Annotated in this window: 18 protein-coding genes; 7 read left to right on the top strand and 11 right to left on the bottom strand. The window is 40.4% G+C overall.

All coding sequences use genetic code 11. From position 1 onward, the window contains the following. Window positions 1–56 precede the first annotated feature (56 nt). Window positions 57–965, bottom strand: a complete 909-nt coding sequence (locus QPX86_RS14160; protein WP_285163047.1) for an alpha/beta fold hydrolase — start codon at window positions 963–965, stop codon at window positions 57–59. 208 nt (window positions 966–1,173) lie between these two features. Here QPX86_RS14160 and QPX86_RS14155 point away from each other — a divergent pair, with 208 nt between their 5' ends. Further along, on the top strand, window positions 1,174–1,770 hold the full coding sequence (locus QPX86_RS14155; protein WP_220755161.1) for a TlpA family protein disulfide reductase: 597 nt from the start codon (window positions 1,174–1,176) through the stop codon (window positions 1,768–1,770). Between the two features lie 131 nt (window positions 1,771–1,901). Here QPX86_RS14155 and QPX86_RS14150 read toward each other — a convergent pair whose 3' ends face one another. Next, window positions 1,902–3,245 (bottom strand): coproporphyrinogen III oxidase family protein, encoded by a 1,344-nt coding sequence (locus QPX86_RS14150; protein WP_285163046.1) that lies wholly within the window; start codon window positions 3,243–3,245, stop codon window positions 1,902–1,904. Window positions 3,246–3,714: 469 nt separating this feature from the next. Here QPX86_RS14150 and QPX86_RS14145 point away from each other — a divergent pair, with 469 nt between their 5' ends. The 3 genes from QPX86_RS14145 (at window position 3,715) to QPX86_RS14135 (ending at window position 5,666) form a co-directional block, all read left to right on the top strand. Further along, complete coding sequence (locus QPX86_RS14145) at window positions 3,715–4,206, top strand: DUF1097 domain-containing protein (protein WP_220755163.1); 492 nt, start codon at window positions 3,715–3,717, stop codon at window positions 4,204–4,206. Window positions 4,207–4,538: 332 nt separating this feature from the next. Next, window positions 4,539–4,988: a hypothetical protein gene (locus tag QPX86_RS14140; protein WP_055026061.1), complete on the top strand. Its 450-nt coding sequence runs from the start codon at window positions 4,539–4,541 to the stop codon at window positions 4,986–4,988. A gap of 276 nt (window positions 4,989–5,264) precedes the next feature. After that, window positions 5,265–5,666 carry a hypothetical protein gene (locus QPX86_RS14135; RefSeq protein ID WP_211030954.1) on the top strand — a complete coding sequence of 134 codons (402 nt, stop codon included), beginning with the start codon at window positions 5,265–5,267 and terminating at the stop codon, window positions 5,664–5,666. A 155-nt stretch (window positions 5,667–5,821) separates the two neighbouring features. On the opposite strand, the gene QPX86_RS14130 is transcribed toward QPX86_RS14135, so the two are convergent. The 3 genes from QPX86_RS14130 to QPX86_RS14120 all read right to left on the bottom strand — a co-directional run bounded on the left by QPX86_RS14130 (window position 5,822) and on the right by QPX86_RS14120 (window position 8,989). Beyond that, window positions 5,822–7,123 (bottom strand): hypothetical protein, encoded by a 1,302-nt coding sequence (locus QPX86_RS14130; RefSeq protein WP_285163045.1) that lies wholly within the window; start codon window positions 7,121–7,123, stop codon window positions 5,822–5,824. 312 nt (window positions 7,124–7,435) lie between these two features. Then, window positions 7,436–7,984 carry a BUD32 family EKC/KEOPS complex subunit gene (locus tag QPX86_RS14125; protein ID WP_220755166.1) on the bottom strand — a complete coding sequence of 183 codons (549 nt, stop codon included), beginning with the start codon at window positions 7,982–7,984 and terminating at the stop codon, window positions 7,436–7,438. A gap of 234 nt (window positions 7,985–8,218) precedes the next feature. Then, the gene (locus QPX86_RS14120) at window positions 8,219–8,989 is read right to left on the bottom strand and encodes a sulfite exporter TauE/SafE family protein (RefSeq protein ID WP_285163044.1); all 771 of its coding nucleotides are present in this window, start codon (window positions 8,987–8,989) and stop codon (window positions 8,219–8,221) included. Window positions 8,990–9,322: 333 nt separating this feature from the next. On the opposite strand from QPX86_RS14120, the gene azu reads away from it, so the two are divergent. From azu to QPX86_RS14105, 3 genes are all read left to right on the top strand, one after another. Further along, entirely contained in the window at window positions 9,323–9,769 is a 447-nt protein-coding gene (azu, locus tag QPX86_RS14115; RefSeq protein ID WP_374758524.1) for an azurin, read from the top strand. 368 nt (window positions 9,770–10,137) lie between these two features. After that, window positions 10,138–10,662, top strand: coding sequence for a prepilin-type N-terminal cleavage/methylation domain-containing protein (locus QPX86_RS14110; RefSeq protein WP_285163043.1), 525 nt, complete (start codon window positions 10,138–10,140; stop codon window positions 10,660–10,662). Window positions 10,663–10,982: 320 nt separating this feature from the next. Continuing rightward, a complete protein-coding gene (locus QPX86_RS14105) occupies window positions 10,983–11,246 on the top strand; it encodes a hypothetical protein (RefSeq protein WP_285163042.1) in 264 nt (87 codons plus the stop codon). A gap of 584 nt (window positions 11,247–11,830) precedes the next feature. Here QPX86_RS14105 and QPX86_RS14100 read toward each other — a convergent pair. The 6 genes from QPX86_RS14100 to QPX86_RS14075 form a co-directional block, all read right to left on the bottom strand. Then, window positions 11,831–12,724, bottom strand: coding sequence for a hypothetical protein (locus tag QPX86_RS14100; protein WP_285163041.1), 894 nt, complete (start codon window positions 12,722–12,724; stop codon window positions 11,831–11,833). A gap of 486 nt (window positions 12,725–13,210) precedes the next feature. Beyond that, complete coding sequence (locus QPX86_RS14095; protein ID WP_285163040.1) at window positions 13,211–13,867, bottom strand: 3-oxoacid CoA-transferase subunit B; 657 nt, start codon at window positions 13,865–13,867, stop codon at window positions 13,211–13,213. 10 nt (window positions 13,868–13,877) lie between these two features. After that, window positions 13,878–14,594 (bottom strand): CoA transferase subunit A, encoded by a 717-nt coding sequence (locus tag QPX86_RS14090; protein WP_285163039.1) that lies wholly within the window; start codon window positions 14,592–14,594, stop codon window positions 13,878–13,880. A gap of 150 nt (window positions 14,595–14,744) precedes the next feature. Then, entirely contained in the window at window positions 14,745–15,665 is a 921-nt protein-coding gene (locus tag QPX86_RS14085) for a hydroxymethylglutaryl-CoA lyase (protein ID WP_285163038.1), read from the bottom strand. Beyond that, window positions 15,665–17,725, bottom strand: coding sequence for an acetyl/propionyl/methylcrotonyl-CoA carboxylase subunit alpha (locus tag QPX86_RS14080; RefSeq protein WP_285163037.1), 2,061 nt, complete (start codon window positions 17,723–17,725; stop codon window positions 15,665–15,667). The genes QPX86_RS14085 and QPX86_RS14080 overlap by 1 nt, the downstream gene beginning before the upstream one ends. Beyond that, window positions 17,725–18,558, bottom strand: coding sequence for an enoyl-CoA hydratase-related protein (locus QPX86_RS14075; RefSeq protein ID WP_285163036.1), 834 nt, complete (start codon window positions 18,556–18,558; stop codon window positions 17,725–17,727). The genes QPX86_RS14080 and QPX86_RS14075 overlap by 1 nt, the downstream gene beginning before the upstream one ends. Window positions 18,559–18,566: the final 8 nt, after the last annotated feature.

Here is an 18,566-nt window from a genome sequence, read left to right as displayed (position 1 = left end):
GAGTAAAAACTCAGCTTTATTTATTGGGTAATTTATTGTGTAAGTAATTAGGTCGATTATTCGTTGATAATATTGTGTTTTTTCCAAAAAAAGAATGCATGTTCAAGTACTTGCTCTGGTGCTTCCACTTGAGGGTAATGGCCGACTCCTGCAAGACTGATGGTGTCTGGGTTAGTGATTAACTCTTGATAGCGCTTTAACATATCTCGACCAGAAATCGGATCTTCTAAACCGTTAATAAATCGCATTGGTGACGTATTTTGTTGTAGTGCGCCCACCCAACGGTCGCGATACTTAACTCTTTCCTTCATGTACTGAATAAGCTTATGAAAGATACGATTACCTTGATTGTGTTGGATTAATTGCCAATATTTTCGCAGCTCGTTTTCTTCAATATTGATGCTACAAATATTATCGAAGTTACGTTTAAAAGCGTTGTAGCCCATACCTTTAGCGACAATAAAGCCAATAGGACTAAGTAACAGTTTTTGAATTAGGATTGGATGAATCACCTCAGGGAATATTCCACCATTAAGCAATACACTACTCAAAATTTCGAAAGTTAAAGGGGTTTGGTTTTGTTGAGCATCATGTTGCCGTGCAAGTAACTCTTGAGTGACGGTATTACCGTAATCATGGGATAAAATATGGACCTTTTCGATACCTATCGATGCGACAATATCTTCAATTAAATTAGCTTGAGCATCAAAAGAGTAGGGGAAGTCTGTAGGTTTATCGGAATAACCAAAACCCACCATATCTAACGTAATTAAGTGAAAGTGCTGAGTTAACTCATCCCAAATAGGTTGCCAGTCGTAACTGCTGGTAGGAAAACCATGGATTAGTAGTAATGCAGGCAGACCTTTATTACCTGTCTGTTTTACAAAGACATTATTCTCAAAGTGTTTCGCAAAACAGTGCTTATGAAAGTAGCCTTGATTCAGCCATTGAGTCAATTTCTGCATACATAATCCATTATTTTTTATTTAAAGTTAACCTGATTAGACCAGTTTGTAAAACGCCTCAGAAATTAGCTCTTCCTAATAAAGTGCTATTCATTTTTGCAGCTTTAATGAAATAAACCTTGAATATAAAGTGCACTTTAGTCGGTCTTAATATTGGAGCGCGTATACATAAGCAGTCATTAGCGACTTTATTATTAGGATTAAACATATGAAGACTAGTCAATCGATATCAAGCCCATTATTAAAGGATAAACCTGCGCAGCCTATTAACGAGTTGTATCGTGAATTACTGGGCGTGATAGTGACTTTTTCAGTTCTAACCTTGTTATTGGTGTTTTTCTCGGCAGGTGTGCGCGCTGATGATTCGCAATCCACTCCAGATTATGACTTTCCTCAAGCTAAGGCATTTACTCTTAACGATGCGGAAGGTAACAAGTGGTCATTTGCGGAGCATGCAGGTAAACCCATTGTCATTCATTTTTGGGCAACTTGGTGTCCTTATTGTAAAAAGCTGCAACCTGGTCTTGAAAGGTTGCGATTAACGCACCTAGATAGCGACCTTGAAATGATTGCTATCAGCTTCAATGAAGATAAAGGTGCAATGCCAGCAGCTGCATTAGCAGAGCGGGGTATTGGCATGAAAACCTTGGTTGAAGGTGACAGTGTTGCTGAGCTTTATGGCGTAACAGGTACACCAACGACAGTGTTTATTAACCGATCAGGACAATTAGTATGGTTAACACGGATTTCAGATCCTGATTCGCCTAAATTAGCTCAAGCCATAGACTTTCTATTATCAGAGTAATAAACACCGCCCCGACTTTAGCGCAATAGTTGTTATTCCCCATAATAGTCGTTATTACGGGGGATAAATTATCGATATGCCCTTATGCCGTTTTGTTAGTTATAACTTTCGATAGTTATGGCATTTGAAAATTATGAAGTGATGATAGCAGACGATTGGTTGTCATCTTCAGTTTCTCCGACAGACATAGTCAGCGGTAATTCTCTTGCTTGTTCACGCAAGTAGTCCATTCCCGCAAGGAAGCCTGAAAACATTTTCAATGCGATAAACTGTCCTTCAACAGTGGTTTTGTAGTTATTACCTTGTTTATTCAGGGCTCCGGCAGAAATTAAATAGCTCATTTCAAGTGGGAAGGCTTGCCACAAAGATTTACCCGTATGGGCCTTAAATTGTTGGTTATCTAGCAGGCCGTGACCCATCATCATCATTAAATGATGCTGCAATAGCGCTTTTGCTTCTAATGGTTTGGTGTAACACGTGCCAGTATGGCCAGCGTTAATACGGTTGATATAGTCAGGAATATCAAAGCTTGAAATTCTAAACTGCTCGCCAAAACGCCCAAATGCGCCAGAACCAACCCCGAAGCAGTCTTCGCCGTCTAATACATATTTGTTTTCTACTGGCTGACCAAAGTTACGACTGAATGTCCAAGGGAACTCCATGATATAACGTTCGCCCATCGCTTCTTTTACCGCTAAAAACTGTGGCCATAAATCTTCAGGATTGCCAGCTAAACAACCCGCTTTTTTACGGTTTTGGCCAATGCCAACGGTTAATGGGTAAGTCGTTATTTGGTCAGGGCTCAAACGAATGGTTTGGGCTAAATCGCTGGCTACCGTTTCAGGTGTTTGCATTTTAAAGCCGTACATCATATCCAAATTAACTGTTGGTATTACCTCAATCGCTCGGCTAACATATTCAGCTTGTTGCAAGCCGCTACCGAACTTTTCAAAGCGGCCACTGGCTTTTAAAATCTTGTCATCAAAACTTTGTACGCCAATCGACATGCGATCAACTAAGCCTTTCAGTAAATGCGGATTACCTTCCTTAAAATAGATAGGGTCACTTTCACAAGAGACTTCTCGAACGGTAGTAATCGACTTAATCATCTCGATGGTTTCAATTAGCTCATCTTCTAGAATCGTTGTGGTGCCGCCACCAATATAAACTCGGTTAAAGCGATAACCTTGAGCGATAACCATGCGTATTTCTTGTCTTAATGCTTTGAAGTAGGCTTTAGCGACGCCTTCATTGAATTTAATTTTATGGAATGAACAAAAACGGCAAAGGGTGTGACAAAAAGGAATATGGATATATAAAGTTTCGATTGGCTTGTCAGGCACAGCCAATTTAGTCACATCATTTAATGCCACGGCATCTTTCAAACTTAACGACTGTTTAATCGTCATGCCCATTGCCCAGTCAAGACTGCTAGTGGCGAGGTTCAACCTTGATGTAGATAAGAATTTTTTCATGAGCTGCCCTTAGACTTTAAGTTTACCAATGGGATGTATTCATATAGAAACAGCAGTCATTGGTTTAATGCTAATTCAGTAGATTGATATCAGCCTAAATTAGCTAAATATTCCAAACTGTTGCACAAAGCATGAAAATACAAATATCTACAAATATGGTGTCACTGAATAGTAAAAATTTGACTCCTATCACTTGTTTGAATACAAACTCAATGGTTAATTTAAATTAATGTTTAGGCTTAAGTTTTATGAACTAAACAAAATGCGACTCTAAGATTTAAATGTGGGTATATTTTGAATTAGTAATACTGAATGCTTATGGTGGTTTAATTCATTGCTTGCTGCTTTATTCTACAAAACTAGCTCTAGATCGCTTTTTTTTATCGGTTAAATAGCGTAAATTACCCTTGATTGTGCAATTTAAAGAACGCTAAGTTTTTATTTGGGAATTATTATCAAGGGGTTAACAATGGAACATCGTTGGCAAATAGCCATATCAGCAGGATTACTGGCAGCTTTATGGGCTGGGGTTGCGGATGTATTTCAGTTAGTCACTTGGGTAGGTTTTTTAAGTTGCAGTACCTTCTTTGCTCAAACTGAAACTGGTCTTAAAGGCATGTTCATGGCCATGAGTACCAATTTATCTGGTGTATTTTGGGGCTGGTTGATTATTTCGGGTAGTGGCTTCTTTATTTCGCCTATTGTGGGGTATGCCTTTACTGGCGTTGCTACTGCGGCGATGTGTTTACAGGCGAGTTATCAAAAACTGGCGTTTATCCCAGGTGCGTTTATTGGCTGTTGTATTACATTTGCATTAGGCGCTGATTTAGCAGCTATTCTACCGCCATTATTATTGGGCGCCATGCTGGGTTACAGCATGAGTTTATTGACCAATCAACTTATTAGCATCACACCGAAAATTCAGGGATTATTTACTGCAGCCCCCGCTAAAGATGCTTAATTAACAACTCTTTTTATGTAAGTCTAAAGTGATACGTTTTTGAGTGGTGAAAACCCGCTCTTCGGGCGGTGTTTTACTTTATATACGTTAAACGTACTTCGAGAATCATTTTTATTTCTTTTTTTATGTGCGACTTTTATCCTTTAATCTCAATTGTTTGTATTACTTTAGACTGACTTGTTTTTCACGTTTTCTTATATTCACCGCTAATGAACTGATAACTTTCAGGTTTATATTTTTCCTGCTTTTATAACCCTTTCGACTATACTCTTAAAGCTTAATTTGGTTAAAAAGTGATCAATCAATTAAGTAAACAATTAGGAGTGAACGACATGAACAAGACCTTAATAATTGCATTATGTGTTTTATTTAGTAGTTCTGTATTTTCAAAGGATAGATTAGAAGTATATGAAGATTACGATCTAGGCAGTGAAATCATGATGATGACCACGGTAAAAGTGGATCCCAATATGGGAGATATATACTTAGCCGGTTTACGTAGTAGCTGGGTTAAAGCAGTTAATATTCAAAAGGAGCTTGGCTTTATTAAAGATTGGAAAATATACGGCAGCGATCTGGCAACCAGTGGTGACTTTAATATGTTGCTGGTGGTGACTTTTGACAATGCGGCTGATATTGAACCCAATAAGGAGAAATACAAACAATTTATGCAGAAATGGAGTGATTCGGATGAAAAAATGTCTAACGAAATCTCTGCCAAATACCCCGAAGTGAGAACCTTAACAGGGGAATATAGAATGCGAGAAATTATCTTGAAGTAAGATAATCGGGACTTGTTCATGATTTACTGACGAGTTTGAATAGGTTCCGACCCGGATGCTACTTTGGCATCCATGCTTCATATATGCCTTAATTTTATTGTGCGTTATTTTTGCCCAGCATTGAAACACTTGATGCAAAATCGCTATGAAATCGTTATATATACTGGCGCTTTACTCGTGTTATTTGTTTAAAAATGTCCCAATGTTACTAGTCAAATTTACTCTTAAAAGCAAACTCGCTAGGATGTCGCCTTTTATTATCTAACAAGGTCCATCATGAAGTTTGTCACCGTCTTTGTTTCAATCATGCTTTCTCTGGTTATCATTTTTACACCTAAGGCCAATGCTGCGCCTGAAGTAGGTTTAATGGTAGGTAGCGACTCAGGCATTAATGTAAAAATGAATGAGTATAAGTTTGGGGTGGGTTTTGATGACTTTTCATTTACCTTAGATAAAACATTTAATTTTAAGGACCACCCTCATTTTTATTGGGGCGTGGGGGGCAAGATTGCTGATAAAAAAAATGATGATATTAAATTGGGCGCAAGAGCGGTATTTGGTGCTCACACTAAAGTAGAGCGGTTTACTTTTTTCATCGAAGCGCAGCCTACTTTGTACCTAATTGATGATGTCAAAGTAGAATTAGAGGCTATTGGTGGCGTTAGGTATCATTTTTAAAGGATGTCTAATGTCATTGGCTGGTGTTGTAGCTTCAGTTAATGAAATATAAGTTAGCTATCTTAAAAATAAATTCAGCTCGTTATTAACAAGTTAATAGCGAGCTGAATCAGATTTATACCTATGTCTTAATCTATATTGTTAATTTGATCTGTTTAATTTCGTTGAAAAGACATTTGGGTATCGAGGTTGCCATCACCATCTTCATCAATACGTAACAGTAAAGTATTGCCTTGTGCAGACATTGAAAAGGTTGAACCGCCTTCGCCTGCAAAACCAGATAAGCCTGTATCGCCATTACTATCAAACGTTTGGGTTACTGTGACCATATTACTTTCACTATCGATACTGTAGGTTCCCCATTCCATGCCTGAGTCTTCTGTTGCATCATCTTGGTCTACTTCTGCATGAATATAAGTACCATCGGCGTTAAATAACAATATTAGCAAATCATTTTCATCAACTAATTGGTCGTCAATTGCTTTAATTAACCAAGTGCCGACAACTCCATCACTGCCTTGCTTATCAAAATTAAGTGTTTCATCAATTGAGTCATTGGCGTCTTCATCAATGGAGAGCACTAGGTTTTCTTCAATGACTTCGGCGAATAATAAAGGTGCACCATCTATGTCAGTAAAATCAGTTAAGCCTGTATCGCCATTTTCATCAAATGTTTGACTGGCAATAACACGGTTGGTTTCGCTGTCACGGCTGTACGTTCCCCATTCCATTCCTGACTCTTCCTCTTCATCCTCTGAGTCAACTTCAAAATGTGCATAGGTGCCGTCGTTAAAGAAAACTAACGTGAGTAAATCATTATCATCATCAGGATAATGCCAAGTACCAGTGATACCGACCTGAACGCCATTAGCCGCAACTTGTTCGGTTAAGTGTTCGACAGCATCGTCTGCATCAACCAAGCCTGTTACTGCTGTATCTTGACCGCCATTTTCAATAGTGGTTTTAACTGCTGGGTCGTCGGCAAATTCATCTGTGCTTAAATTAAAATCAACGGGTTCAGCTGTTGCGATAGCAGTATCGGTAATGGTAATCCCATTGGTAGTATCGCCATCTTGGTCAAGTGTTTGTAGTAACCTTGCGATGTTCACCACTTGATTGTCATCAATACTTTCAGATGCAGCAATATTGAAAGGGGTGACAATTCCGGAAGCAGGTGTCGCAGGAAAGGTAAGATCGCCGATAAAGAAGGTGACAGTTTCACCTTCAAGGTAACTATAATTACCTTCTTCATCAGTGACTCCAGATTGAGTTTCTGTTCGATATCCAATACCAATGACGGCACTATCAATAAAGATACCTTGGGACGGTGTTGGAGCGGGATCTTCAACCTCTGGTTGCGGTATTTCAGGCTCTGGAGCTGGATTTTCTGAATCATCACTACTACCACAACCCAGCAATAGACCTGAGATAAGTAGCGCTATTAATTTCTTAGACATTTTTCTCTCCTTAGAAGTGTGTCAAATCACTGCTTTATGTCAATAGATGACAATCTTTAAGCCTAATATAAAATGCAAAAATTGCACGATTTAACCAACAGAATTAATAGGCGATATTTAACGTTGAATATAATAACGAATTTAATCTAATTTACTGATTTAACGATACATTGTGAGTTTACTAGGCTGATTAATCTTGATTAAAAACAACCGCTATCAACCAATAGACTGATTTGCACTGAAAGCAGTTAAAGCAGTTAAAGCAGTTAAAGCATGATAATCGCCGGCTGTTTTTAGTAAAAGCACGCTGTACTAGCGTTTGAAGAAGTGTCGAATTCGAGTCACAGCATTAAGTTTTTTGCTTTGCTTATTTGAAAGTAGATCAGGCTGAAACTCTGCGATTAAGCGGTACAAATGATAATGAGTGACTTTTTTAGCCACAAACCAATCAAGACGAATGATTGAACCACGCAAAGTAGAGCGTTCGAAGTCTACTAAGCCTAATTTATTCTGATTATCAACAATGATATCTCTTATGGGTAATGCGTGACGGGCAACACCTGCATCGAGCATTTTATTGACTAATTCAATCAAATCTTTCAAGTTATCACGGGTTAGATGAACTGGCGTTTTACCCGAAATCTTTGACATCACCAGTGTTGTTTTTCTGTCATCACTGTCGATTAAATTGGGGATTCCATTAATATTTTGAAGTCTAAATAATGATTCTTTTTCGATGTTATACCGACTAATGTATTTACGGTAAGGTTTAAAGTGCTTCTCTACTGAATCTTGACCAATCGTAAGGTACATTTTTTCAGTATCGTAAATTCCATTTACTATTTCTGTCTGGGTTTTCATTGGGTTTATTGCTTGTTACAGGATTATTTCATTTTATTTTAGTTTAAGCCTCTTCGGTATGGCACTTTTGGTTGAAGCATAGAAGTGAGTTTTACTTTGCTTAAACCCTGAATTGTTACTTCAGTAACAAAGCGGTGACCTGCCAGAAACGATAACCTTATATCTGCAATCAACACCGCTTTGTTGTTAAGAATGAAACCAGAATATGAGTAACTAACGACATGTATCTAATTTTTAAAAATATGTTGAGATAAAGAAGTAACCTGTAATAGCACAGCTGATTGCAATCACAAATGTTCTCATGTGTTTTGCTGATATTTGCTTGGATATATGTGCCGACATATACCCGCCAATCAGAGTGCCAACTAAAACAACAAAACCTTCGAACCAAGCAATGGCATCATTATAAATAAACAAAATGATGGCAATGAGTGACACTGAAGATGAAATGACTAACTTAAGGCCATTCATCGCATTAATATTACTGTGACCTGCTAAAGCGAGATAACTCAACCCGATAATCCCTAAACCAGCATTAAAAAAACCGCCATAGGTGCAAACCAATAGCAGCACTAAAAACAGCAGCACTGCGCCAAATTGAGAAGCGTATTTATGCTTGCCTGACAAGCTACTGACCCATTTATTAATTTTAGAACCGAATATAAACAGGACAGTGGCAAATAGTAATAACCAAGGAATGGCTTCTTGAAATAATGCTTCTGGGGCAATGAGTAATAACCAAGCACCTAAACTCCCACCGAGTAAACTGGCACCTATGATAATAATTAACTCTTTTTTGTGCGCTTTCAGTTCATGCCTGAAGGCAAAGGCACCACTAAGATATCCAGCAAGGGAAGAAAACGTATTGGTCGCATTCGCCATTATTGGCGGCACGCCAACAAACAGTAATGCAGGGAAGGTGATAAAGCTGCCACCACCGGCTAATGAGTTCAATACTCCACCCAAAAAACCAGCAAGTAACAGTAATAAAATATCAAACGTCATGAAATTAGCCTAACAATGGCAATAGGGATGAACCTATTTGGGAAGATAAAAACCTTATATTACATGTAAAGCGGTAATTAAAGATTAAATTACAGTGCTCTTACGTCACGTAATCGATTTTTTATTTACACAGATGTATAAAGCAAGAACCTTAAAAGAATATGAAGCGCTAACTCTTTTGATATTTACAAAGGGTTTATTGTCTAAGTGCTAATCAATATTTAACTTATTTACAATTGATAATCGTTCTCATTTAGTGTGAGTTGTTTTAGTATGCCTTCGTTTTTAATAACACTGCAATCTATACAGTCACAAGGAAATGATATGACCAACATGATCAAAGCTACTGCTGCACTAGGCATAATGTTAATGAGCCTAAACGTTAACGCGAGTGAGTGCGAACTAACAATTACGGCCAATGATGCGATGCAATTTGATAAGAAAAGCTTATCAGTGCCAGCGACCTGCAAAGAGGTGACCTTAAACTTACATCATTCTGGCAGTTTACCTAAATCAGCAATGGGTCATAACTGGGTGTTAAGTAAAGCTGATCATGTTCAGGCAATAGCAAATGATGGCATGCCTGCTGGTGCTGACAATAGCTATATCAAAGCGGGCGATGAAAGAGTGCTAGCACATACTGACGTGATTGGCGGTGGTGGTTCTACGTCAATTACTTTTAGTATTGAGGGGTTAGATAGCAAAGCGGCTTATCGATTCTTTTGTTCATTCCCTGGACATTGGGCAATTATGCAAGGCAGCTTTGTTATAGAAGCTTAATGCTCCTTTAATATCAGATGGCAGGATGCCAAAGACTCATCATAATTCAATATAAGCTTATGCCTGCATCGATAGGCTGACCCTGTATGTCATGGCGTGCATGGATGCACGAAAATGACTACCTTTTACGAGCCAATTAACTATTACGAGCCAATTAACTATTACGACTCAGTCAACTATCGTATTTCGACACTTCCAATTGAAAACGGTGAGTATGCTGATTAAGCTGGAGTTTTGAAGAAGTAAACTCTGTCTCATTTTACCCTGATTGATCCCATTTATTTAACTTTTTGACACTATGTTACAGCCTCCTCAATTACAATGTGTTATAAGGAACTTAGTAGTGATGGACAGGAGTAAGGCACACCATGCGACAGAATCAAGGGTTCTCATTGATAGAGCTTGTTGTTGTGATCATCATACTTGGCGTGATAGCAGTGATTGTTGCGCCGCGATTTATCAATCTTAGTCAAGATGCCAAAGCCAATACCATGTTAAGTGTAGGGGCTGGCATGGAGTCAGCGTTAGCGCTTTTGAATAGTAAAGCGGTTATTGAAGGCAAAGATAACAGCGAAGACGAAATCACCATCAGCGGAGTGCAAGTACCACTTCTAGCAGGTTATCCATCGGTTGATGGTGGAGACTCATTCGAACAAATTAACACCCAAGTACAAGTTTGGTTCAATATCGATTCTGTTGGAAAAAACGTTATCGAGAACAACCCTAGTGCAGCTCCCTTCTTCATCGATAAGGCGTCTGGTGACAACCAAATTTACATTTTCTTTAGTGGTGCCCCAACAACTGGAAATCGCACTGAGTACGGTTGTCAGGTACGTTATCAAAACCCTCAGGGGGAAGGCCCTTCTGTTCGTGTGTTAACTGACGCTTGTTGATTTGGTCACGCATTTTTCCTTAAAAAGACTAGCGCTATATAATTTATATCCAAATGAACCAGTAGATGAAACTGGCAATTTTCTCGTAAGTTTACCCTAAGCCAGATCCTTATTTTAACTTAAAGTAGGGAGAAAAACGCTGCAATTTAATCGTGGTTTTTAGCTTGTGTCGAATGGTAACTGTCTTATAATATTAGACTTTACTATAGGAATTAATATCCAGCCTTCTGCAAATATTTTCTTATCTGAATACCTTTACACTTAGGTTTATCAAACGAATTAATGGCTATTTTCATGGTTAGGATTATGAGTTTATTAAAATGAAAAACATTGTATTACCCGTTTTTATATCGATGTTATTTTGTACGATTTTGGGTGTGACCTTTAGTTATTTTCTTGAAATTAGTTACGCTGCTGGTATCTACTTTTGTGCGTTAATTTTGTGGTCACTGGACTATAAAAGTGACTTTGAGATGTTTGGCAATAATGAATACGGCGAGGGCGTTAAAAAACCTAAAAAAGTTATCGCAATTCGTGTTGTACTTTGGGTGATGTTTTTGATTAGTGTTTTATTTCTGAATTAGGGTTGGTTCATTGGAGTTTTCGGATATGATTTCTCTGATGTGATTTACTCTAATGACCTATCGGTCACATAGATTTAAAATCGTGACGCTTCGCCCCCTAATCTTTATTAAGAGTGACGAAAGGGAAACCACAGCAATCCCCCTCTTACTTTTTCTAAGAGCCATCCCATGCAGCTCCGACGAAGTGACTTTTCGCAGTAGATAAGCTTCATGCTAGTTAAGCCAATTTGCTACCGCCTCAGATTCGCATCTGATGTATATGGGTATATGAATGTCACGATTACATAGATATTTACTAATGACCTTCGGTCACTAAGATTTAAAGTCGTGGGTTTTCCACCCACACCCGACCAAGAGGGGAAACAACAGCATTCCCCCTCGTGGATCTCCCATGCCGCTCCGACGAAGTTGTCACCTTCGGCCTTATTCGAAAATAGCTAACGCTTTCGATAGGCCATCCATGGCCAAACGAAAGCTAGCCAGACATCCATGTCTGGACTCACGCTATTTTCTTCAACGTCCTCAGCAACTTCAAACGGAGATCATTGAGCCAGCAGGTTTATTTAGTGTTGGATATAGAAAGTTTACTCTGACACCACTTTTTTTTCGCACTTATTTTCGGGGAACTGGGGGTCATTATATTGAAACTCACGGACTTTAAAGCTGTCTTTGTAGATGGTATTTAAAAACTCTGTAATCGTGTTTTCAAACACTTCTCTGTCATAAGTTTTATCGCAGAAGGAAGCTTTAATAAGTAGTAAAAATTCATATTCAACACCAGTGAATTCATAAATATAACTTTGATATTTACCTTCTTTAAACTCATCATATTGGAGTTTAAAAAGTGTTTTTTCTTCACCCAATGTCCAACTGAAAACTATCCCTGTAGGTATTGGTTTAAGCCTGAAAGGGTCTTTATAGTTTTTCTCAAGGCTTTCAATTCTGATATCGCGAAATTCTATAGTTAGAGCTCTTTCTTCTCTTTTATCGTTACTCAAGATTAGTAATTCAGCGACTTCAATTGCTTGTTTAACAGTTCTATAAGGAGGGATTATAAATTCATGTTCAGCATCATTTCTATGATTCCAGATATCCGAAATCAATATAGAAGGTGCAATACCTAAAGCTGCTATTAGTTTTGTTTTAGTGTTTCCACCTTCTTCTAAGTCAACATTATTTCCCAGGAATTTACTAACGTTATCATTCCCTACAGAAATATTTAAAGACTTGAGGTTTTGATTAATAACGAGCTCTATTGATTTTTTTACATTATTTATTCCATCTGAACGACCATGTTCGCTTTTATCTTTTGAGTTTTTTTTAGCCCATTGCAAATATTTTCTTGGTGTAGTTACCTGATTCTTGAAAGCGAAAACTCCGCCACTAAAAAAATCTGCTTTAATTATTAGTTCTTGGCTTATAAAAGACGCAGCTTCAAAAATTTCATTTATATTTTTCACAAGAACGGATGATGTCAACGATAGTACCTACATGTCTTTAAATTTTAAATATTATTAGAGCTATAGTAGCGGTCTGCAAGACAACAGTGAACTAATTTGCGTTAAATAACTGAAATTTGAGAGTTTAGAAAAAGACTATCAAAGTTAAAAACCAACCTGCCGACTCAACAATCTCCATTCGAAGTGTCCGATGACGTTAAGTTAATTCACGTGATGGAGGCAGGACGCCGACATAGCCTCAGTTGAGCCATGGATGGCGAATCTGAGGCGGTAGTGAATTGGCTTAGTAGTCAGAGGGAAAACACTTCGTTGGAGCGGCAAGGGATGTCGAGAAGGGAAATGCTGTTGTTTCCCTTTCGTCTGGTGTGGGCGAAGCGCCACGACCTTGATTTTGCCGTTATAAACAATCCCAATTGAATTGCGAATCACCAACAAAAAAGCGAACCTCCAATGAAGCTCGCTTTTGATGTTAAATAACCAACAATTTAGGTTTTAAACAAAAACCTAAAACACCATTTCTGGTACATGCTCTGGCACGACCAACTTACCCGCAGTCTTTGATTTGATCTCTTCAACCGACACCCCAGGAGCTCGCTCTAGCAAGTGAAATGCGCCGTCTTTGATTTCCATAAAGGCCAAGTCTGTCATGACACGTTTAATACAGCCGTAGCCTGTTAATGGCAGCTCACATAGTGGCAGTAACTTAGAGTTACCTTTTTTATCAGCGTGCATCATGGTGACGATAATATTGTCAGCGCCAGCCACTAAATCCATGGCGCCGCCCATACCTTTAATTAGTTTGCCTGGGATCATCCATGATGCGATTGAGCCGTTTACATCAACTTCAAAAGCGCCTAATACGGTTAAATCCACATGGCCGCCACGGATCATGGCAAAGCTTTCTGCTGATGAGAAAAACGATGCACCATCAACAGCGGTGACTGTTTGCTTACCTGCATTAATTAAATCAGCATCAATGGTGTCTTCGGTTGGGAACTCGCCCATACCCAATAAGCCGTTTTCAGATTGCAGCATGACGCTCATTCCTTCAGGAATGTAGTTAGCGACTAGGGTTGGAATACCGATACCTAAGTTAACGTAAAAGCCATCTTGCATTTCTTGCGCTACACGTTGAGCAAGTTGTTCTCTTGATAATGCCATGTCTTGCTCCTTATTTTGCAGCCGCTTCGGTTGGTTTGACAGTGCGTTGCTCGATACGCTTTTCAAAGCTGGCTTGAATCACTCGATCAACGTAAATACCTGGGGTATGAATGTGGTTTGGGTCTAACTCGCCCGGCTGGACAATTTCTTCTGCTTCAACCACGGTGATTTTGCCAGCAGTTGCCATCATAGGGTTAAAGTTAGCTGCTGTTTTACGGAAGATTAAGTTACCTATAGTGTCAGCTTTCCATGCGCGAACGAGGGCAAAGTCAGACGTCAGCGAATCTTCAAGCACATAATGACGGCCTTTGATTTCACGGGTTTCTTTACCGTCAGCGATTGGGGTGCCGTAACCTGTTGCTGTGAAAAAGGCGGGAATACCTGCGCCGCCAGCACGAATTTTTTCAGCCAATGTACCTTGAGGTGTCAAGATAACGTTAAGCTCACCCGATAACATTTGCTGCTCGAACGTGGCGTTTTCACCTACGTACGAAGCAATCATGGTGGCGATTTGGCGTTGCTTAAGCAGTAAGCCTAAGCCGAAATCGTCAACACCTGCGTTGTTTGAAATGGCAGTTAAACCAGACACGCCCATTTTTACCATGTGGTTAATTAGCCCTTCTGGAATGCCACAAAGGCCAAAACCACCGACCATGATAGTCATGTCATTGGTTAATCCATTTAAGGCTTCTTCGTAGCTATGAACGACTTTATTGAGTCCTGCCATCATCTTGTCCTTTTCAGTCTTGCTGTAATAAATGATTTATCAATACTGATGCGCTAACGCTTGCTTCTATACCTAGTAACTAAAATGAGTAACTAAACCTAGCAACTAAAACTAGCAACTAAAACTAGAAACTATTAATTTACTTAATCATTATGCGCTAATCGCTTGTGCCACTTTTGAGCCGTTTTGGCGACCTAATGCTTGGCTAATTTGGTTGCCTGCTTTGGCAAGCTTAGCTAAATCTATGCCAGTTTCAATCCCCATGCCGTGAAGCATATACACCAGATCTTCAGTGGCTAAATTTCCTGATGCACCTTTGGCATAAGGGCAACCGCCAAGGCCTGCAACTGATGAGTCGACCACGCTAATACCTGTACTTAAACACGCCTCAATATTGGCAAGTGCTTGACCGTAGGTGTCGTGAAAGTGCAAAGCGAGTTTTTCAACAGGCACTAATTTAGCCACCGCTTCAACCATCTTACGGGCTTTAATAGGCGTGCCAACACCAATGGTGTCACCAAGTGAAATCTCGTAACAGCCCATTTTGTAAAGTATTTCAGACACGCGGGCGACTTCATTAATATCAATATCACCTTCGTATGGGCAACCTAGTACACATGAGACATAACCACGTACTGGAATGTTACGGGCTTTAGCCAGCGCCATGACTGGCTCGAACCGTATAATCGATTCTTCAATTGAGCAGTTAATATTACGCTGACTGAAGGTTTCAGATGCTGCGCCAAAGATGGCTACTTCATCGGCGCCAGCGTCAAGCGCAAGTTCCAGTCCTTTTAGATTTGGGGTTAGCGCTGAATAAACGACACCAGCTTTTCGAATGCCACTTTGATTATTCAATGCGTTAAACACATCTTTTGAGTCAGCCATTTGTGGCACCCATTTAGGTGACACAAAACTGCCAGCTTCGATACGCTTGACGCCCGCATCTGCAAGCTGCTCAATCAAGTTAAGCTTATCTTGAGTCGTGACAGGCTTTTCGTTTTGCAGGCCATCACGAGCGCCAACTTCAAAAATGCTAACCTTTTTAGGAAGACTAGATGCATTCATCATTAGGCTTCCTTATCTGCAGCTTCTACATTTAGAGCTTCAACATTCAAAAGCTGGGCACCATCGGTAACGAGTTCACCGCTTTGAAAATAAAACTCACTGACGACACCATCAAACGGCGCTTCAATGGTGTATTCCATTTTCATGGCTTCCATGACTAATAAACCTTGGCCTTCGGTAACACTGTCGCCAACCTCAACAAGATGGGTGACCACAGTGCCATTCATCGGCGCTTTGAGTTTATCGGCGCTATCTACCGTGTCTTCTGCTACTTGAGCCAGTACTGCTTTAAAGTGGTAACTGCCGCTAGGTAAGAAGAGGGTAAAGTCATCACCTTCATGGCTCACTGGGACTTTACTTTTATGCCCGTTAATTTCTGCCAGCAACACATCATCTTGAATTGAACCTGCAAGCTTGAGTGCTTGACCGTTAAGACCTAGGTGCAATGCATTGCCCAAATCAGTAATCACTAAGTTTTGCAGGGCAGGTTGCTCAACGTTGGTAACCGAGCTGCTATCACTAGCCACTGAGTCAGTTAATAGTGCAACATGATGAACGCTTGCACTATTGAGTCTGAAGCCGCTGACTTGTCCCCAAGGCGAATAAGGGTCGTCACTATTAGTGGCGTTGACTTTTGCTGCCTTTTGACGCGCAAGGACTTGATAAAGCCCCGCGAGGGCTAAAGCATTATCTGAGTCATTGGTGACATCGCCAATTAAGCTGCTTGAGTAGCGCTCGATAAAGTCGGTGCAAAAATCGGCTTCTGCAAAGGCTTGATGTTCAGCGATATTAGCTAAAAATTCGATATTGTGTTTCAGACCGCTGATTTGGTATGAGCTTAATGCATGGGTTAAACGCTGCAATGCACGAGGGCGAGATTCATCCCATACAATTAATTTCGAAATCATTGGATCGTAAAAGTTACTGATGACATCGTTTTCACGAATACCTGAATCAATACGGACATAGCGGTTTTGATCTGGCTCGCGTAGGAAGTTGAGTTTGCCCGCTGCTGGTAAAAACTCATTACGAGGGTCTTCAGCGTAAATGCGCACTTCAAATGAATGGCCATGAATACTGACTTCATCTTGTTTTAGTGGTAATTCGCTGCCACTGGCTACCATTAACTGCCATTTCACTAAATCTTGGCCTGTGACCATTTCAGTCACTGGATGCTCAACTTGCAAGCGAGTATTCATTTCCATGAAGTAAAAGCTGTCGTCGGTATCTAATAAGAACTCAACTGTACCCGCACCAACATAATCAATGGCTTTAGCTGCGGCAACGGCGGCTTCACCCATCTGCTTACGTAGTGCATCTGAAAGACCCGGCGCTGGCGCTTCTTCGACCACTTTTTGGTGACGACGTTGAATTGAACAATCACGGTCTGATAAGTAAATAGTATTGCCAAAGGTGTCGGCAAATACTTGCACTTCGACGTGGCGAGGCTGGCGCAGGTAGCGCTCCATTAATAGTTTGTCATTGCCAAATGATGATGCTGCTTCACGACGTGCTGAGTTAATGGCATCCAGCACTTCTGCTTGGCTTTCAACGATACGCATGCCTTTACCACCGCCGCCAAATGCCGCTTTAATCAACATTGGGTAGCCAACATTTTCAGCTTCAGTGAGTAAGGTTTCATCGCTTTGGTCATCACCATGGTAACCGGGCACTAACGGCACATTTGCTGCGCCCATAATGATTTTAGCCGCGCTTTTGCTTCCCATTGAGTCAATGGCATCACTGCCAGGTCCCACAAAGGCAATGCCGTTTTGCTCACAGTTGCGAGCAAAGTCTGCGTTTTCAGATAAAAACCCATAACCTGGATGTATAGCTTCAGCACCTGCCTTTTTAGCGATATCGATAATTAAATCGCCTTTAAGGTATGACTCAGCAGGCGCACTGCCGCCGATATGAAACGACTCATCTGCCATGGCAACATGACGGGCATTAGCGTCGGCATCAGAATATAGCGCAACGGTGCGGACACCCATGGCGCGGGCGGTATTAATAATGCGACAAGCAATTTCACCGCGGTTAGCAATTAATAATTTGGTAAACATTATTGAGCTCCTTGTGCATCAGGCTTAGTGCTTTGGGAAAGTGAAGCATTCCAAGCTGGTGAGCGTTTTTCAAAAAATGCATTGAGGCCTTCTTGGCCTTCATCTGACACACGTATGCGGGCAATTTGCTCACTGGTGTAGGCAAGGGTGTCGTCGTTAATAACGCCATCTTCAAGGTGAGATACTAAGGTTTTAACCCATGACATGCCTTGTGGGCTATTCGCCTTAAAAGCATCGATAAAGGGTTGTGCTGCAGCGTTTAAATCATCATTAATTTCGTGAATAACTTGATGAGTTAACGCAACGTCGGCGCTAAAACGCTCAGCTGTGAGCATGTAACGTCTTGCTTGGCGGTTACCCATAGCGCGGACCACATAAGGACTAATCACAGCAGGAATAAGGCCGAGTTTGACTTCGCTTAAACAAAAGCTGGCACGCTCATTGGCAATGGCGATATCGCAGCAACAAATTAGTCCGAGTGCGCCGCCAAATGCTGCACCATTGACTAAGGCGATAGTTGGCTTAGGAAATTTATCTAACACGTGCATTAATTTAGCCAGCTCATGGGCGTCATTGAGGTTTTGCTCAAAGTCCATTTGGGCTTGCTTGCGCATCCAGTTAAGGTCGGCGCCTGCACTGAAGTTTTTACCGTTGGCGCGTAATATTAATTGCTGACAGTCATCGTTTACTGCAAAGGCTTCGATGGCGGTGATCATTTCATTAATCATCACTTCATCAAAGGCATTATGTTTTTCAACGCGGTCTAGAATTAATTCACCAACACCTTGGTTAAGCTGGCATTGAATGTATTGATATGGGTTGGCTATTGCCATGTTTGCAT

Origin of the sequence: Shewanella goraebulensis, from assembly GCF_030252245.1 — a bacterium.
Taxonomy (GTDB): Bacteria; Pseudomonadota; Gammaproteobacteria; order Enterobacterales; family Shewanellaceae; genus Shewanella; species Shewanella goraebulensis.
Note: the sequence above shows the minus strand (reverse complement) of the source record. Positions and strands in the feature narration are given on the sequence as shown.

Bases quoted from the DNA above. Each gene is read 5' to 3' on its own strand.
- QPX86_RS14160 (WP_285163047.1), bottom strand. From the start codon at position 965: ATGCAGAAATTGACTCAATGGCTGAATCAAGGCTACTTTCATAAGCAC.
- QPX86_RS14150 (WP_285163046.1), bottom strand. From the start codon at position 3,245: ATGAAAAAATTCTTATCTACATCAAGGTTGAACCTCGCCACTAGCAGT.
- QPX86_RS14085 (WP_285163038.1), bottom strand. From the start codon at position 15,665: ATGATGAATGCATCTAGTCTTCCTAAAAAGGTTAGCATTTTTGAAGTT.
- QPX86_RS14125 (WP_220755166.1), bottom strand. From the start codon at position 7,984: ATGAAAACCCAGACAGAAATAGTAAATGGAATTTACGATACTGAAAAA.
- QPX86_RS14080 (WP_285163037.1), bottom strand. From the start codon at position 17,725: ATGTTTACCAAATTATTAATTGCTAACCGCGGTGAAATTGCTTGTCGC.
- azu (WP_374758524.1), top strand. From the start codon at position 9,323: ATGATCAAAGCTACTGCTGCACTAGGCATAATGTTAATGAGCCTAAAC.
- QPX86_RS14130 (WP_285163045.1), bottom strand. From the start codon at position 7,123: ATGTCTAAGAAATTAATAGCGCTACTTATCTCAGGTCTATTGCTGGGT.
- QPX86_RS14090 (WP_285163039.1), bottom strand. From the start codon at position 14,594: ATGGCAGGACTCAATAAAGTCGTTCATAGCTACGAAGAAGCCTTAAAT.
- QPX86_RS14110 (WP_285163043.1), top strand. From the start codon at position 10,138: ATGCGACAGAATCAAGGGTTCTCATTGATAGAGCTTGTTGTTGTGATC.
- QPX86_RS14120 (WP_285163044.1), bottom strand. From the start codon at position 8,989: ATGACGTTTGATATTTTATTACTGTTACTTGCTGGTTTTTTGGGTGGA.
- QPX86_RS14140 (WP_055026061.1), top strand. From the start codon at position 4,539: ATGAACAAGACCTTAATAATTGCATTATGTGTTTTATTTAGTAGTTCT.
- QPX86_RS14145 (WP_220755163.1), top strand. From the start codon at position 3,715: ATGGAACATCGTTGGCAAATAGCCATATCAGCAGGATTACTGGCAGCT.
- QPX86_RS14135 (WP_211030954.1), top strand. From the start codon at position 5,265: ATGAAGTTTGTCACCGTCTTTGTTTCAATCATGCTTTCTCTGGTTATC.
- QPX86_RS14155 (WP_220755161.1), top strand. From the start codon at position 1,174: ATGAAGACTAGTCAATCGATATCAAGCCCATTATTAAAGGATAAACCT.
- QPX86_RS14095 (WP_285163040.1), bottom strand. From the start codon at position 13,867: ATGGCATTATCAAGAGAACAACTTGCTCAACGTGTAGCGCAAGAAATG.
- QPX86_RS14075 (WP_285163036.1), bottom strand. From the start codon at position 18,558: ATGGCAATAGCCAACCCATATCAATACATTCAATGCCAGCTTAACCAA.
- QPX86_RS14105 (WP_285163042.1), top strand. From the start codon at position 10,983: ATGAAAAACATTGTATTACCCGTTTTTATATCGATGTTATTTTGTACG.